The 15,033-nt window shown below is 57.2% G+C and carries 14 protein-coding genes; 9 read left to right on the forward strand and 5 right to left on the reverse strand.

What is annotated here, in order from left to right; translation table 11 throughout:
- Nucleotides 1-33: 33 nt before the first annotated feature.
- Complete coding sequence (cpdR, locus tag L3X40_RS03920) at nucleotides 34-411, reverse strand: cell cycle two-component system response regulator CpdR (RefSeq protein WP_237364489.1); 378 nt, start codon at nucleotides 409-411, stop codon at nucleotides 34-36.
- Nucleotides 412-653: 242 nt separating this feature from the next.
- On the opposite strand from cpdR, the gene L3X40_RS03925 reads away from it, so the two are divergent.
- Nucleotides 654-1,565: an N-formylglutamate amidohydrolase gene (locus L3X40_RS03925; protein ID WP_237364490.1), complete on the forward strand. Its 912-nt coding sequence runs from the start codon at nucleotides 654-656 to the stop codon at nucleotides 1,563-1,565.
- Between the two features lie 16 nt (nucleotides 1,566-1,581).
- On the opposite strand, the gene L3X40_RS03930 is transcribed toward L3X40_RS03925, so the two are convergent.
- The 3 genes from L3X40_RS03930 to serS form a co-directional block, all read right to left on the reverse strand.
- A complete protein-coding gene (locus L3X40_RS03930) occupies nucleotides 1,582-2,643 on the reverse strand; it encodes a peptidoglycan DD-metalloendopeptidase family protein (protein WP_445177148.1) in 1,062 nt (353 codons plus the stop codon).
- A gap of 52 nt (nucleotides 2,644-2,695) precedes the next feature.
- Nucleotides 2,696-3,463, reverse strand: a complete 768-nt coding sequence (gene surE, locus L3X40_RS03935) for a 5'/3'-nucleotidase SurE (RefSeq protein WP_237364564.1) — start codon at nucleotides 3,461-3,463, stop codon at nucleotides 2,696-2,698.
- Between the two features lie 122 nt (nucleotides 3,464-3,585).
- Nucleotides 3,586-5,001: a serine--tRNA ligase gene (gene serS, locus L3X40_RS03940; protein WP_237364491.1), complete on the reverse strand. Its 1,416-nt coding sequence runs from the start codon at nucleotides 4,999-5,001 to the stop codon at nucleotides 3,586-3,588.
- A gap of 124 nt (nucleotides 5,002-5,125) precedes the next feature.
- Between serS and L3X40_RS03945 the strand changes: the two genes are divergently transcribed.
- The 4 genes from L3X40_RS03945 to dksA all read left to right on the forward strand — a co-directional run bounded on the left by L3X40_RS03945 (nucleotide 5,126) and on the right by dksA (nucleotide 7,438).
- Entirely contained in the window at nucleotides 5,126-5,566 is a 441-nt protein-coding gene (locus L3X40_RS03945) for a host attachment family protein (protein ID WP_237364492.1), read from the forward strand.
- Between the two features lie 36 nt (nucleotides 5,567-5,602).
- Nucleotides 5,603-5,908, forward strand: coding sequence for a hypothetical protein (locus L3X40_RS03950; RefSeq protein WP_237364493.1), 306 nt, complete (start codon nucleotides 5,603-5,605; stop codon nucleotides 5,906-5,908).
- Nucleotides 5,909-6,013: 105 nt separating this feature from the next.
- The gene (locus tag L3X40_RS03955; protein WP_237364494.1) at nucleotides 6,014-6,196 is read left to right on the forward strand and encodes a hypothetical protein; all 183 of its coding nucleotides are present in this window, start codon (nucleotides 6,014-6,016) and stop codon (nucleotides 6,194-6,196) included.
- Nucleotides 6,197-6,973: 777 nt separating this feature from the next.
- Nucleotides 6,974-7,438 carry an RNA polymerase-binding protein DksA gene (dksA, locus tag L3X40_RS03960; protein ID WP_237364495.1) on the forward strand — a complete coding sequence of 155 codons (465 nt, stop codon included), beginning with the start codon at nucleotides 6,974-6,976 and terminating at the stop codon, nucleotides 7,436-7,438.
- Between the two features lie 127 nt (nucleotides 7,439-7,565).
- Here the strand turns inward: dksA and L3X40_RS03965 are convergent, their stop codons facing one another.
- Nucleotides 7,566-7,721 (reverse strand): YdcH family protein, encoded by a 156-nt coding sequence (locus L3X40_RS03965; RefSeq protein ID WP_237364496.1) that lies wholly within the window; start codon nucleotides 7,719-7,721, stop codon nucleotides 7,566-7,568.
- Nucleotides 7,722-7,899: 178 nt separating this feature from the next.
- Between L3X40_RS03965 and L3X40_RS03970 the strand changes: the two genes are divergently transcribed.
- The 4 genes from L3X40_RS03970 to L3X40_RS03985 all read left to right on the forward strand — a co-directional run bounded on the left by L3X40_RS03970 (nucleotide 7,900) and on the right by L3X40_RS03985 (nucleotide 15,028).
- Nucleotides 7,900-8,097 carry a YdcH family protein gene (locus tag L3X40_RS03970; protein ID WP_237364497.1) on the forward strand — a complete coding sequence of 66 codons (198 nt, stop codon included), beginning with the start codon at nucleotides 7,900-7,902 and terminating at the stop codon, nucleotides 8,095-8,097.
- Between the two features lie 102 nt (nucleotides 8,098-8,199).
- A complete protein-coding gene (locus L3X40_RS03975; RefSeq protein ID WP_237364498.1) occupies nucleotides 8,200-8,682 on the forward strand; it encodes a DUF1465 family protein in 483 nt (160 codons plus the stop codon).
- Nucleotides 8,683-8,792: 110 nt separating this feature from the next.
- Nucleotides 8,793-10,847, forward strand: coding sequence for an autotransporter assembly complex protein TamA (locus L3X40_RS03980; protein WP_445177149.1), 2,055 nt, complete (start codon nucleotides 8,793-8,795; stop codon nucleotides 10,845-10,847).
- Nucleotides 10,847-15,028: a translocation/assembly module TamB domain-containing protein gene (locus tag L3X40_RS03985; RefSeq protein WP_237364500.1), complete on the forward strand. Its 4,182-nt coding sequence runs from the start codon at nucleotides 10,847-10,849 to the stop codon at nucleotides 15,026-15,028. The genes L3X40_RS03980 and L3X40_RS03985 overlap by 1 nt, the downstream gene beginning before the upstream one ends.
- Nucleotides 15,029-15,033 lie beyond the last annotated feature (5 nt).

The raw sequence follows: 15,033 nt of genomic DNA on the forward strand, positions 1-15,033 counted from the left end.
GCAAGGTGGAATCACTGCCGCGGTGAAAGAAATTCAGCTCAACCCTGTTGCGCTGTTGACACCGAACATCCGATCAACCTCCATCACCAGATCGCGCAGATGGAAGGGTTTGGACAATACTTTTGCCTGCGGCACGGCCTTCCCGGCCTTCAGCGTCACAGCGGCAAAACCAGTGATGAACATGACGCGCATGGAAGGGGCAACGACCGCCACATGTTGGGCGAGTTCAATGCCGTCCATTTCCGGCATGACGATGTCGGTCAGCAACAGGTCGAAATTTTCTGTTTCGAGCAACGGCAATGCCGCCGTGCCGCGATCGACTGAAATGACATCATAGCCGGACTTTTCCAGCGCACGCGCCAGATACTGGCGCATCACATCATCATCTTCGGCAAGCAAAATCCGGATCATCAATCGCCTCGACCAACAGGACGCGTTCCGATGTTTCGCGGAAGCCCCCATTTTCTTGTTTTCTCATGCTTTCCGGCCGGAAATCCGGTCGCTGTCCTGCAATATACTCCAGACAGGGCGTTCCGCAAAGCGCTTCAATCGCCGCAGGGCAATGAATTGCTTGTATCCATATGCGACAAGGCCTTAATATTTTCCAGCCAAAGCGACATTTTTTACGGACGCGGCATTTTTTTTGAGGGCTTATGAGTGGAAAGGATCACAATGTGCAATTTCCAGCACCAATAGCCCCCGTATATGCCTGCCCCGCCTATTATCGCTATGGGCCGGAATTGCCGCAAAGTCCGATCATTGTGTCAGTGCCCCATGCCGGACGGCACTATCCCGCCAACGTTCTGAGCCATGCGCGTGTCGACCGAGATGGGTTGGAACGGCTGGAGGACCGTTTGGCCGACCTACTGGTGCATAAGCTGATCGCCGCCGGTCAATGCGTTTTCATTGCGCGTCAGGCGCGGGCAGTCATCGATCTCAATCGCGCTGAAAATGAAATTGATGCAGCCATGATGGCAGCGTCATCATCTCGGCGCAGCGTGTTGGCCAGCGCCAAGGTGCGCGGCGGCCTCGGCCTCGTCCCGCGTCGTTTGTCCGCTCTGGGCGATTTGTGGAACGGTCCATTAGGCTGGGATGAACTGGACCGGCGAATATCCGAATATCACCGGCCGTATCATCAGGTCCTGCACGATGCATTGCATATGGCGCGTGACCGCTTCGGTCATGCCATATTGCTGGACATACACAGCATGCCGCCGCTGTTGGCTGCGAATGGCGCACCATCGCCGCGCATCATATTTGGCGACCGTTTCGGACGTAGCGCGAGTGGACGCCTTTTGGCTCTTGCTGTTGAAATATCCCGGGCGCATGGCTTGATTGCAGCGCAAAACCATCCTTATCCCGGTAATTACCTGCTGGAACGCCATGGCAACCCAGCCCATAATATCCACGCCATCCAGTGTGAGATCGATCGTTCGCTTTACCTTGATGCCGCCTTCCGATGGCCGACACCCGACCTGTCGCGGATTCAGCGTGTTGTTATGGATCTGGCCGAAGGACTTGCAGGTGAGTTGCCGCAAGGTGACTATGCGCAAGCAGCGGAATAAGCTGACAACGCGGCGGTCACGACGCTTTGGGTAAATGCGACAGCGGATCGACGGGTTTTCTGTCCTTGCGGATTTCGAAATGCAGCTTGGGTTCGGACACAAAGCCGCTGGCGCCGGACAGCCCGATGACCTGTCCTTTTGTCACTTTTTGTCCGCGCACGACATTCAGCGTGTCGGCATGGCCATAGGCGGTGACCCAGCCGCTGCCATGATTGATGAGGACAAGGCCGCCGAATAATTTGATTTCATCTCCTGCATAAGCGATCACACCATCGGCGGCCGCGTGGATCGGCGTGCCCTTTGGGGCCTGTATGTCCAGTCCGTCATTACGCTGACCGCCTGCACCCGGTCCGAAGGGCACAATTACCGGGCCGGACAATGGCCAGGTAAAGCTTCCTGAAAAGCTTGATGGTTCACTGATGGCCGCCGTGGTGGGCAAAGGTTTGGCCGCTGTAGATGCGGCTGCGGTGTGTTCGCCTTCCTTCAGTGCAGGCTGGCCGCCGGTCAGAATGTCGTCAATGTCTATGCGGAAAGCTGCGGCGCGCTGTTCCAGTGTCTGGTCGCGTGGATCGGTTTCGGATGGTATCAGCAGGCGTTGGCCGCGACGCAGGATGAAAGGGTCTTCCAGGCCGTTGAGCGCCACAATATCCCGCCAGGCAACGCTATAGGCACGCGCTATTGCGATGCCTGTTTCTCCTTCTGAAACCAGATGGTAGCGGCCGGCGGGAACATGCAATCTTTGCCCCGGATGGATGATGAATGGTGCCGGAATGTTATTGACCATGGCCAATATTTCGGAGCCTGCACCCGTGCGGTTGCCAATGCTGCGCAGTGTATCGCCGGATTGCACGACATAAGTGCTTTCCAATATAGTGTCGGCATCGGGAACGACTTGTCGCGCATTCCATATCGGCTCAGGTTCGATCAGGGCGACCAGATCCGTCGGAAGGTGCGGCGCAGGTGTTTGGCTGTTGGCCGTGGTTGGCGGTGGTACGGTTGCGGGGATGCAGGCGGAAAGGGCGCCTAACATGACCGGCACCGTGATATAGTGCGTTTTACGGATAGCCCGCTGCGTCAAATTCCTTCCCCCAAGGATGATGGTCAGCCCCGATCCGTGTAGCAGCTTGTCATTAACCGTCAAACGCTGCGCGAACCATATTCAGGCTTTCATAATGGGTTAGGTCCAGATGCAATGGCGTGATGGTGATATAGCCGTCCGCAATCGCTTCCAGATCGGTGCCATGATCGGGTGTATGAACCGTAGTTTCCAGACCAAACCAATAATAGCGATAACCGCGCGGGTCCGTCCCCTCTACAATGGAAGAACGGCCATAATCGTGAAAGCCCTGCCGTACCGTCTTGACGCCCTTTACAGTGGCCGGATCGATAGCGGGGAAATTGATGTTCAGCAGTGTGCGCGGCGTCATTGGCAGGTCGAGGAGCGGCTGGACAACCTTTTCACCCCATGCTTCAGCGCAGGCGAAGGGTATGGTATCGCCCATCCCCTCGCGGGCATAAAGCTGGCTCATCGCGATCGAACGGAAACCCGCCAGCGTTCCTTCCATCGCCGCCGATACGGTGCCCGAATAGGTTACGTCCTCGGCGATGTTCGCGCCCCGATTGACGCCCGACAGAATCAGGTCGGGGGGGCTGTCTTTCATCAGGTGACCGACAGCCATCAGGACCGCATCGGTCGGCGTGCCGGTGACACTGAAATGCTGTTCGCCATGCTTGCGGATACGGACCGGACGGGTCAGCGTCAGGCTGTGTCCCGCGCCTGACTGTTCCTCCGATGGCGCAACGATCCAGATGTCGTCCGACAAGGTGCGGGCGATCTTTTCCAGCACCTTGAGGCCGGGAGCGTAAACGCCGTCGTCATTGGTGAGCAGGATGCGCATTTTTTGGGCCTTTTCATCATTTCGTCGCCCCAGCGAAGGCTGGGGTCCATCTCTGTAGCTGAAAGCGATGTCCCAATTGGATAGAGACATAGGCCCCAGCCTTCGCTGGGGCGACGGATGTTTTATTTCGTAACTGGCTCCAGTTTCGTAATTCCGCCCATATAAGGAGCCAGCACCTCCGGCACGATGACGCTGCCGTCGGCTTGTTGATAATTTTCCAGCACCGCGACCAGCGTTCGTCCGACGGCCAGACCCGATCCGTTGAGTGTATGGAGGAAGCGCGTTGTCTTTTCCCCCTCCGGTTTGTAACGGGCATTCATCCGGCGCGCCTGGAAATCGCCGCACTGGGAAATGCTGCTGATCTCCCTATAGGTCTGCTGACTGGGCAGCCAGACCTCCAGATCGAACGTCTTGCGTGCGCTGAAACCCATATCGCCGGTGCACAGCAGCACGCGGCGATAGGGTAGGTTCAGCGCCTGCAATATGCCCTCGGCGGCGGCGCACATTTTCTGATGCTCGGTCTCCGATTCTTCGGGGCGGCAGATGGCGACCAGTTCGACCTTTTCGAACTGGTGCTGACGGATGAAACCGCGCGTGTCGCGGCCAGCCGATCCGGCTTCGGACCGGAAACAGGGGGTGAGCGCGGTAAAGCGCAGGGGCAAGCTGGCGTCGGGCACTATCTGTTCGCGGACCAGATTGGTCAGGCTGACCTCGGCGGTCGGGATCAGCCAACGGCCATCCCTGTCACGAAACCATTTTAGGACATCTAGTATTAGTTCTTCCCGCCGTACAGCTGGCATTTGCGCATCTGAAAATTCGCTTAGATTTTCCTCTAGAATTGACCGAAATCGTTCAGTGCTAGTCAGACTTGTTAGGAATAAATCCTCGGCGAACTTGGGTAACTGACCCGTGCCAAACAGCGCCTCTTCGCGCACCAGCAGCGGCGGATTCACTTCCTCATAGCCATTTTCGCCGGTTTGGCGGTCGAGCATGAACTGGGCCAGCGCCCTATGGAGGCGGGCCATCTGTCCACGTAAAGCAGTGAAGCGCGCGCCCGACATTGCCGCCGCTGCTTCGAAGTCAAGACCGAGCGCGGGGCCAAAATCAGCATGATCCTGCGGCGTGAAATCGAACGCGCGCGGTTCGCCCCAGCGGACCAGTTCGACATTGTCATTCTCGTCCGTTCCGTCCGGTACATCGTCGGCGGGAAGGTTTGGGATGGTGGCGAGCAGTTCGTCCCGCTGCTTTTGTAGGGATTCGGGGTTTTGGTTCGGATTGTCCGTAAGGATGGCAAGCCTATCTTTTATGTATTTGATCTCACTGAGCAAGTTTTCAGGGACGGGCTCGCCGCGCCTCTTGTATTCACCGATCTCGCGGGATTTTACATTGCGGTCCGCCAGATGCCGCTCACGTTCCTGAAGATAGCCGCGCAGTTGGGTATCGATATTCAGAATCGGATCGATTGAGAATGTTCCACGCCGTTTCAGCGCGGCGTCGAAGGCGGCGGGGTTTTCGCGGATCAGTCTGATGTCGTGCATGGATCAAGCCTATTAAGCCCGATTGCGACTGTGGCAAGTCTGCCGAACCGCTGTCTTGTCTAATATGCAACCTGCGCGCATCCTGCTCGTTCATTTCCTGTCATCCAAAATTGGGAGAAGCGATATGAAATTGGCGCGCGATACCCGTGTCGTCGTTCTGGACGGCGACAAGGCGCTGTTTTTCTGCAACGGAGGTCTGGCAGATCGGCCTAAACTGGAGCTGGAGCGGGAGATTGTTCAGGAAAATCCCCCGGATCGCGAGCAAGGTAGCGACCAACCCGGTCGGGCATTCAGCAGCGTAGGCGCGCATCGAAGCGCTTTTGAAGAAACCGACTTCCATCAGCTCGAACAGGACCGCTTCGCCGCACAAATCGCCGAATTACTCAAGAAAATGGCGTTAGCCAATGAATATGACCGGTTGATCGTTGTTGCGCCGCCCCGAACATTGGGCATGTTGCGCAAACATTATCACAAGGAAGTCGAGGGGCGTCTTATCGGCGAAATTGGCAAGGATCTGACAGGCCATCCCGTGCCGGAAATCGAAAAAATTATCCTGCAGTCGTAAACCGCGTGTCTCTATCGTGGAATTGGCGGCTACGGTTTGGCCGTCGTCCTCGTGGCCAGCCGTTTGCGCGCAACCAGTGCGGCTGCGGCGGCGCCGAACAGCAGGACCATCGGGGGGGCAGGTACTGGCGTGCCGCCCGTTGAACTACCTGTAGAGCCACCGCTGCTGCTCGAACTTGATGACGTGCTGCTGCTGGTTGATGAGGATGTGGACGAACTGGACGATCCACCAAAGCTCGATGATCCGCCGGTCGCGCCCGAAGAGGTGCTTGACGAACCGCTCGAGCCCGAGCTGCCGCTTGACGAGCTGGACCCTGAGCTGCCGCCGTTCGATCCGCCATGATGTCCACCGCTTCCACCGGAACTGCTGGACGAAGATGAAGAGGACGAACTGGACGAGGAACTGCTTGAGGACGAAGAAGAGCTGCTTCCGCCACTGCTTGTGCTGGTGGAGCCGCCACTGGTGCTGGTCGATCCGCCGCTGGTGGTTGAAGAGACAACGACATTGCCGCCGCTCGACCCACCGCCAAAGAAGCCGCCGAAGAATCCTCCGCTACCGCCAAAGCCGCCGCTGCCGCCGATCACGATGGGCACGCCGCCGCCGCTGGATGTAACAGGTATTTCGCTGTGAAATTCCGCCGGAACAGGAGGCAGGGGTATCGGGGCAGCCTGACTGGCGATCGTGACCATAGCGGGGGCGCAGGATGTCGTCGTTACGGTACGGCGCACTTGTTTCGCGTGCTTGGTATATTGTCTTTTGGGATAAGGCTTTTTCGTTTGCTTCAACATCCGGACATGCTCGGTCTTGGGCGTTTCGGCGACATGCACCGCTCCCCCGCCGATAATCGCTCCGCCACAGGCGCAAGCGCATAATTTAGCCATGGCCATCCGTACTGACATTATTCCATACTCTTTCCATTGCCATGCGAATGACAGGCCCCCTGCCATTACGCATCCGATCTGGACAAAAGTGCAGAATAAAAGATTAACTGCAATCGTATTAACTTTGATTTTATAGCGAAAGGTTAAGAAATAATTATCAAATCATAACTATATTTGGTTAATGTCCCCCTATGGGGCGGGCGCAAAGAAAATATAATAGTGGTTGCCCCTGTTGCCGTGCCCGCTTCTGTATACGCCGGTCCTGTGGACGAATGAATGGGTGGTCGGATTGATTCTCAACAAGTTGACCGAAATTTGGATGCGGGCATGTTCCAGCGGAATGGATCGTCCGGCATTGTTCAATGGTTCTGCGGAATATTCAGGAAACTGCAAGGGCTTGGAGCAGATATATGCCCGCCGTCGCACAAGGATGCTTGTGCGGTTTGTGGAGCCCGGTTATAGGCGCCCCAAATGATCAAAAGTCCGTACGGCCGACGCGGTCGCCGGACGCTATGGCGGAGGCCCTATGGCATCGATTGTAAATTCGCCTGACGGCACGGATCCCTTGAAAAACGCGGAGCTGTCTTTGCCCGATGGTTACCGTCCATCTGCCGATGAAGAATTTATGAACAAACGGCAGCTTGAATATTTTCGGTTGCTGCTGCTCACTTGGAAAAAGAATATTTTGACCGAAGCGGAAGGCACGCTTGCGGTGCTGCAAAACGAACCGCTGCGCGAACCGGATCTGAATGATCGTGCGTCGAGCGAAACGGACTGGTCCATCGAATTGCGCACCCGCGATCGTCAGCGCAAGCTGATTTCAAAAATCGATGCAGCGCTGCGCCGGATCGACGATGGCGAATATGGCTATTGCGAAGTGACGGGAGAGCCGATTTCGCTTGGTCGGTTGGAAGCGCGTCCTATCGCCACCATGACCGTTGAAGCGCAGGAACGGCATGAGCGCCAGGAAAAGATTTCTCGCGACGATTAATCCTGACGGAATACTATGCAGACGCACGTTCCGATGTCGGGAAATCCATACTGATTTTTAATCCCGCTGGTTCAGCGATTTCTATTCAATCACTGAACCGCAGCGGGATAAGAAAGGGGCTTAACGGTCAGTGCGCCGTCAGCTCTTCCTTGATTCGCAATTTTTGTTTCTTGAGAGTCGCCAGGACAGTTGCATCAGGCATGGGTCGGCTTTTTTCCGCTTTGATACGTGCATCCAGGCCAGCATGTTTGGCCTGTAAAGCGGAAATATGGCTGTTGTCCATATAGTATCTCCTGGCTGATGAAGGGTCATGGAAAGGCAAGTAAATCATGATTCTTCCTTCCTGTCTCCCCTATCTTTGTACTGAATAAGAGTGGTGATGCAGGATTTGCGATGGCCCGTTGCGCCGATCTTGCCTATAGTTGAAAAATCGCCATTTTCCTGTCAGGAATCCTGCCCATATGCACCCTGAAGACATCATGCGCCGCCTTGAAATACTGCGCGTGGAGCATCGGGATCTCGATGCCGCGATCATGGCCTTGGTCGAATCGGGTGGACGGGACCATCTGCAACTCGCGCGACTCAAAAAGCGCAAGTTGCGTTTGCGGGACGAAATCGCGATCCTTGAGGACGCGCTGATCCCCGATATTATCGCGTAAGCAAGTCGATTCGGCTCAATTCGGGACGATCAACCTCTACAGGTGACAAGAAATATCCTTAACGCACCTGACAGACGCGGGTCGTTATGGCAGTTGAACGAAATGCATAATAGCACCGTATCGAGCCGGATGAGTCGCAAGCTGGTCGACAGTCTGTATATCGAGGCCATGGTCATGGCCGACGAAGCGCGTGCCTATTTCGATCAGCAAGGCGATCAGGATCGGGATTCGCTCGACATCATGGTTCGCGTCAGCTTTTCATGTGAATCATTGAAGGTAACGACGCGGTTGATGCATGTCATCGCGTGGCTGTTGACCCAGCGGGCCGTGCATAATGGCGAACTGCACCGCAGCGAGCTTTCCGATCCCCGGCATCGGTTTGGCGCGGCAGCCAAATCCGATCCCGCCGTTGTCGCGCGTTTTCCCTTCGTCGCGCGTTCTTTGATCGATGCCAGTCAAGACCTGTACGAGCGGGTTGCGCGGTTCCAGAGCGCGATGGATACGGACCCGATGGTCGACGATCATCCCGTCCGTTCGCAAGGTCCTGTCCGGCAATTACTTGATCGGCTGGAAAGCAGTTTATAGCGGTGACGGACAACATCGAAGCGACAATGCGCTTCGGTGCAACGCTCAATGGCTTGATCAGCCTAAAACTGGGGTGGCGTGGCGCAAGTCAATTGGTCTAGTAAGTGCAAATGTTCCGTGGCCCAACGACCTGTCGATTTCGCTTGGCCTTGTTGAATTATTGCGGGGTATTGCTAGCGATTGTGCCGTCTGCGGCCTATGCGCGCGATCAGCCACCACCGGAGCAGGAATCAAGCAATTCCATGCCGTTGGGTTCGACTCTGCTTGATCCCCAATCCCCGACTGAATCTCTTCCCGACCTTGGTGTCGAATGGCCTGACATGAATCAGCCCGATAATATAGAACCCATGGAAGCCGAAGAGGACGCGGCTGGAATGAATGCGGAGGATGCCCCACCTCTCGAAACTCCTGTGCCTGTGGCGCCTGTCGATTACGTTGCCGAGCATGACTATAAAGTGGTCTTGCGCGGGTTGGATGGGATTGAGGACGATCAATTCAGGAATCGCTTCAATGAGTTGTCGGTTTTGCGCGAAGGCGATGGTGACAAGGCCAATGTTGCGCAGATCAACCGTCGTGCAAAGGAAGATATCGCCCTGTTGCAACGGCTGCTCCGCGCCAAAGGCTATTATGACGCGCGGGTGGTGAGTGATATCCTGCCAGCGCAGGATGGCGGGCGGTTGCAGGTCATGCTCGATACAGTGCCGGGTCCGCAATATATATTGGACGAGGTGAACCTGCCGGGCCTTGAGAACGCCCATGAAAATTCGGATGCCTTGTACAAGGCTTTCTCCGTAAAGTCCGGAGATCCTGTCGACGCTGACCAGATCATCGCCGCGCAATTGGGGTTGACGGTGGCCCTTGGTGAAAATGGTTATCCATTTGCGAAGGTCGATGAACCGGTTGTGCAGATCGATCATGAGGCGCGGCACGGCGATCTATCGGTGACGGTAGACCCCAAAGGTTATCGTCGTTTTGGCCGGATCAACATTGCGGGAGATGATATTTTCAGCGCCCGCCATATCCAGCGCATTGCCCGCTTTCAGCCGGGTGATCCCTACAATGCGTCTGACATAACCGACCTGCGCCGCGCGCTCATTGCGACGGGGCTTATATCCTCTGTTTCCTTGACCCCGAAGGATGCAGGGGATGGGGAGACGGTCGATCTGGCCGTCGCGTTGGAGCCAGCGCCGCCGCGCACAGTCGCGGGTGAACTGGGCTATGGCACGGGAGAAGGCTATCGCGTGGAGGCAAGCTGGCAACACCGCAATTTCTTTCCACCTGAAGGCGCGATGACCTTTCGTGGCGTTGCGGGCACGCAGGAGCAGTCGCTCTCTGCGATTTATCGGCGCAACAATTACAAGCGGCGAGATCAGGTTCTTCACGCGCAGGTTTCCGCCAGCAACATCAACCGCGCGGCCTATGATGCAAAGACGCTTCAGGTTTCAGCAAGCATAGAGCGGCAAACGAACATCATCTTTCAGAAGGCGTGGACATGGTCTGCCGGAGCGGAACTGCTGACTTCCGATGAGCGCGATAGTATCGGCGTCGATGCAATATCGCAGCGGCGGACCTTCTTCATCGCGGCGCTGCCGCTTAACCTCATTCATGATGGTAGCGACGATCTGCTGAACCCTGCCCGGGGCTTCCGGTTGGGGATGCGGATTTCGCCTGAATTGTCCTTTCAATCGGGAACATTCGGTTATGGCCGGGTGCAACTCGACGGTAGCGTTTATCAGCCGATGGGCAATCGTGTCGTCCTGGCAGGACGGGTGCGCGCAGGCACGATTGTCGGCGCTCATCGTAACCAGATCGCACCATCGCGGCGCTATTATGCTGGCGGTGGCGGATCGGTGCGCGGTTATGGGTATCAGGATATTGGCCCGCGCGATGCGAATGGTGATCCCATTGGCGGTCGGGGCTTGGCTGAAGTGTCGCTGGAAGCGCGTATCCACTTTGGCAATTTCGGTATCGTGCCATTCGTCGATGCAGGGAATATTTCGACGGATTTTCTGCCTGATATCAAGAATTTTCAGGTCGGCGCCGGACTTGGTGTGCGTTATTATAGCAGCTTTGGGCCTATTCGCATCGACGTTGGCACGCCCATAAACCCACGGTCGGGTGATCCCAGGGTGGCGGTCTATGTCTCGTTGGGGCAGGCGTTCTGATGACGGAGGATGAGGCGCAGGATCAGGTCGAACCGCCACGCCGTTTCCGCTTTCGCTGGCAGCATTGGGTATTCAGCGGCATGGTTGCGCTATTGCTGTTGGCCATTGCTGGTCTTGCATGGCTCGATACGGGCATGGGACACCGCTTTGTTGCTAACAGAATTGCCGCGTTATCGCCTTCTTCGGGATTGAAAATCCGGATCGGCCGGATTGACGGCAGTATCTACAAGAACGCGGTTCTGTACGATGTGCGCTTCTATGATCCCAAGGGGCTGTTCCTGTCATCCCCCCGCATTGAACTCGACTGGTGGCCACTGGCGTGGTTTTCGAACCGGCTTGACGTTGATCGGTTGGGCGTTGCGACCGCGACGTTGCATAAGTGGCCCAAATTTCAGCCCAGCGAGAAAAAAGGACCGATTCTTCCCAACTTTGACATTCGGCTTGTCGATCTTGATGTGGGTCGCCTTACCATTAACCCGCGCGTTGCGGGCGAAAGGCATGTTGCCACGCTGCATGGTCGGGTGGAGATATTTTCGGGGCGTGCGCGTGTCGATCTGAATAGCCGGGTGCTTGGCGGGCAAGACAGGATTGTTCTTAGAATCGATTCCCGTCCGGACGATGACACGTTCGATCTACAGGCCAATGTAAACGCGCCTGCAGGCGGTCTGATAGGATCGCTTGCGGGTCTGAAACAACGGGCCGCCACATTTAAACTGGATGGCGAGGGGAGTTGGACGAAATGGCAGGGGCATGTGCTGGCGACTGTCGATGAACATGCTCTTGCGGATGTCGGCATGGAAGTGGCCAATGGACACTATCGGCTTTCAGGGACATTGCAGCCGCAATGGCTGCGCGGGGGACTGATCGGTCGCTTGTCGATGCCCGAAATCCGCGCTGAGGCCAGTGGAACGTTCGAAAAACGGGTTGTTTCGGGTGAATTGACGCTCCGGTCGGCTGCGCTGCAACTGGTGGCGAAGGGCGGCGTGGATCTGGGTCACAATCTGTTCGACGATCTGCGCGTGGATGTGCAGTTGTTGCGGCCCGCGGCCTTTGTCAAATCGGCAAGCGGCAAGAACGTGTCGGCGAAGTTGCGCTTTGACGGCCGGTTTGATGCTGCCCGTTTTCAGTATCTGCTGACGGCGCAGCAACTGGCTTTCGATTCAGCCCGCTTTGTGGATCTGCGTGCAAGTGGAGAGGGTCGGATCGGGGATCAAGCGCCGACGCTGATTCCCGTCGCCATACGTGCCCGACAATTGGCGGGGCAGGGGCCGGTGGTGGAAGGAATTTTCACCCATGTGACGCTTGATGGCATGCTGCAGCTCCAGGGACAGGTGTTGACCAGCAACACGATGAAGCTGCGGGCGGCAAAACTGGACAGCCAAATTGTCCTGTTGGCCGATCTCGCCACGGGGCGGTATGATGTTGCGCTGACTGGACATATCCGGAACTTGCTGATCCCGGGGTTGGGCATCGTGGATATAGAATCCGATATCCGTGCGGTTCCGGCAAAGAGTGGCGGCTTGGCCCTTACAGGCAAGGCTCTGGCCAATGTTCGGCGGATGGATAATGCATTTTTGGGTGGTCTGGCAGGTGGCCTGCCCCGCCTCACCACAAATCTCAATCTGGGTACGGACGGCCAGTTGCAATTGCAGGGACTAAAACTGGTCGCCCCCGATCTCCAGCTGTCAGCCCATGGGTATCGACGAAAGGATGGAACTTTCCATCTGGCGGGAGAGGGCGTGCATGATCGTTATGGGCCGGTACAGATGGTGCTCGATGGCAAGATCGACCGGCCTGAAGTCGATGTGGTGCTCGCGCGGCCAATGGATGCGGCGGGATTGGCGAATGTAAGCGTGCATCTGTCGCCTGTGGTGGAAGGGTTCACTTTTACCGTAGAAGGTGGGTCGACGCTTGGCCCCTTTGATGGGGAAGGCATGATATTGCTTCCGCGCGGTGGCCAGGCGGTGATCGACGTCGCACGGCTGACCGTATCGGGCACCCGCGCGCAAGGGCAGATCAGGCCGGTCACGGGTGGGCTGGACGGACGGCTGGAGATTTCCGGGGGGGGAGTCACAGGCTTTGTCGCTTTGCAGCCTGTCAATAATGTTCAGCAGGTTCGTACCGAACTCAATGCCCGTAATGCCGATTTTATCGGGCCACCCGCGTTCCGGGTGCGCAGAGGTAGATTGAGCGCTTCCATCCTGCTTGACCCCAACGGGACAAGCATCGATGCCGCCATGCAGGCGCGCGGCGTGCGGCGGGGAACCATGCGGATCGGACAGATCACTGCCAATGCTCAATTGGTTGCCGGACGTGGGAGCGCGCATGCCAGTCTGTCTGGCCAGCGCGGGCGCTTGTTCGATATGGACGTGGATGCGGATATTCAACCGGGCCGGATCACGGTGACGGCAAAGGGCACATTGGATCGAAAACCGATTCAGCTTGTCCGGCCCGCCATATTGACGGGCAAGGACGATGGCGGCTGGGCACTTGCGCCAACCATCGTCGCTTTTGCTGGTGGCCGGACCCAATTGTCGGGCGAACTGGGTGGCCCCAGCACGCAGATACAGGCCCGGCTTGACCGGCTGCCGCTCAGCATATTCGATGTATATAACGAAGATCTGGGCCTTGGCGGTGTGGTGACGGGAACGGTGAGCTATGCCCATCCACGGGGGCAATTTCCGACTGGCAAGGCGGAGTTGCGCCTGAGAGGCCTGACCCGGTCCGGGCTTGCTGTATCCTCTCATCCCGTCGATGTCGGGGTGAATGCCCTGCTTCATACGGGCGATGCCGTGGCGCGGGCGGTCATTGTCAAGGACGGCAAAACCATTGGCCGGGCACAAGCGCGCCTGGGGCCGCTCGGTGATGGCTATATTCTGGACCGGCTGAACAATGCGCCGCTGTTCGCCCAGTTGCGGTATAACGGCCCGGCCGACACGCTCTGGCGGCTGACCAACGTCGAAACGTTCGACCTGTCTGGCCCGGTCGCCGTCGGCATGGATGCCCGCGGAACATTCGGCAGGCCTGTCATCCAGGGATCGGTAGTGGCCGACGATGCTCGCTTTTCCAGCCCTGTGACTGGCATGGCTCTCAAGGGGGTGAAGCTGCGGGGGACGTTCAGCGGTTCGAGACTGGTGCTTTCCAGCTTCAGCGGCACATCCAAGGGCGGCGGCACGGTGACAGGCAGCGGCAGTTTCGATTTGTCGGTCCCAAGGGGCATAGGCATTGACCTTGCACTTGCGGCGGACAATGTTGTGCTGCTCGACCGGGACGATATCGGCGCAACGGTGACCGGCCCCATGACCGTTCAGTCAAATGGTGTGGGGGGAGTGATCTCGGGTGATATCCAGCTGAACCGCAGTCGTTTCATGCTCGGTCGCGCGAGCGCGATTGCCGAAATCCCGGAATTGAAAATTATTGAAGTGCGCCGCCGCGGGGACGAGGATGATGATGAGGCCATAGTCTCTCCCTGGAGACTGGATATTCACGCCAACGCGCGCAACCGCCTGACCGTCACTGGCCTTGGTCTTGACAGCGAGTGGCGAGCGGATCTGAAAATTGGCGGCACAATCAGCAATCCCACCATAATGGGGACAGCAAATCTGGTGAAGGGCAGCTATGAATTCGCTGGCCGGAGCTTTGATCTGGAAAAGGGGCAAATCCGTTTTGCCGGTAACAGCCCGGTGAATCCCAATCTGGACATAGAGGCGTCAGCCAATGTCACCGATCTGAGCGCGATCATTCATGTGACCGGCACTGGCCTGCAACCCAATATCAGCTTTACCAGCACGCCCGCGATGCCGGAGGATGAACTGCTCTCGCGTCTGCTCTTTGGCAGTTCGATCACCGAACTGTCCGCGCCCGAAGCGCTTCAGCTTGCCGCCGCGGTTGCATCCTTGCAGGGCGGGGGAGGCGGTCTTAATCCCATCAATGCGGTGCGCAAGGCTGCGGGACTGGATCGGCTACGGATATTGCCTGCCGATACAACGCTGGGTCAGGGGACATCGGTGGCGGCGGGCAAATATATCACCCGCCGCACCTATGTGGAATTGATCACCGATGGTCAGGGCTATTCGGCTACGCGCATCGAGTTTCAGATCACGCGCTGGCTTTCACTGCTGTCGAGCATATCGACCATGGGCCGGCAAAGCGCAAACCTGCGCATTTCCAAGGATTATTGAGGGCG

The sequence above is a fragment of the Rhizorhapis sp. SPR117 genome (genome assembly GCF_021742065.1).

What these genes read in the sequence shown, in the direction of transcription:
- L3X40_RS03975 (WP_237364498.1), top strand. Translation starts at nt 8,200, where the DNA reads ATGCATAATAGCACCGTATCGAGCCGGATGAGTCGCAAGCTGGTCGAC.
- L3X40_RS03925 (WP_237364490.1), top strand. Translation starts at nt 654, where the DNA reads ATGAGTGGAAAGGATCACAATGTGCAATTTCCAGCACCAATAGCCCCC.
- L3X40_RS03980 (WP_445177149.1), top strand. Translation starts at nt 8,793, where the DNA reads ATGTTCCGTGGCCCAACGACCTGTCGATTTCGCTTGGCCTTGTTGAAT.
- serS (WP_237364491.1), bottom strand. Translation starts at nt 5,001, where the DNA reads ATGCACGACATCAGACTGATCCGCGAAAACCCCGCCGCCTTCGACGCC.
- L3X40_RS03965 (WP_237364496.1), bottom strand. Translation starts at nt 7,721, where the DNA reads ATGGACAACAGCCATATTTCCGCTTTACAGGCCAAACATGCTGGCCTG.
- L3X40_RS03945 (WP_237364492.1), top strand. Translation starts at nt 5,126, where the DNA reads ATGAAATTGGCGCGCGATACCCGTGTCGTCGTTCTGGACGGCGACAAG.
- cpdR (WP_237364489.1), bottom strand. Translation starts at nt 411, where the DNA reads ATGATCCGGATTTTGCTTGCCGAAGATGATGATGTGATGCGCCAGTAT.
- L3X40_RS03985 (WP_237364500.1), top strand. Translation starts at nt 10,847, where the DNA reads ATGACGGAGGATGAGGCGCAGGATCAGGTCGAACCGCCACGCCGTTTC.
- L3X40_RS03970 (WP_237364497.1), top strand. Translation starts at nt 7,900, where the DNA reads ATGCACCCTGAAGACATCATGCGCCGCCTTGAAATACTGCGCGTGGAG.
- surE (WP_237364564.1), bottom strand. Translation starts at nt 3,463, where the DNA reads ATGCGCATCCTGCTCACCAATGACGACGGCGTTTACGCTCCCGGCCTC.
- dksA (WP_237364495.1), top strand. Translation starts at nt 6,974, where the DNA reads ATGGCATCGATTGTAAATTCGCCTGACGGCACGGATCCCTTGAAAAAC.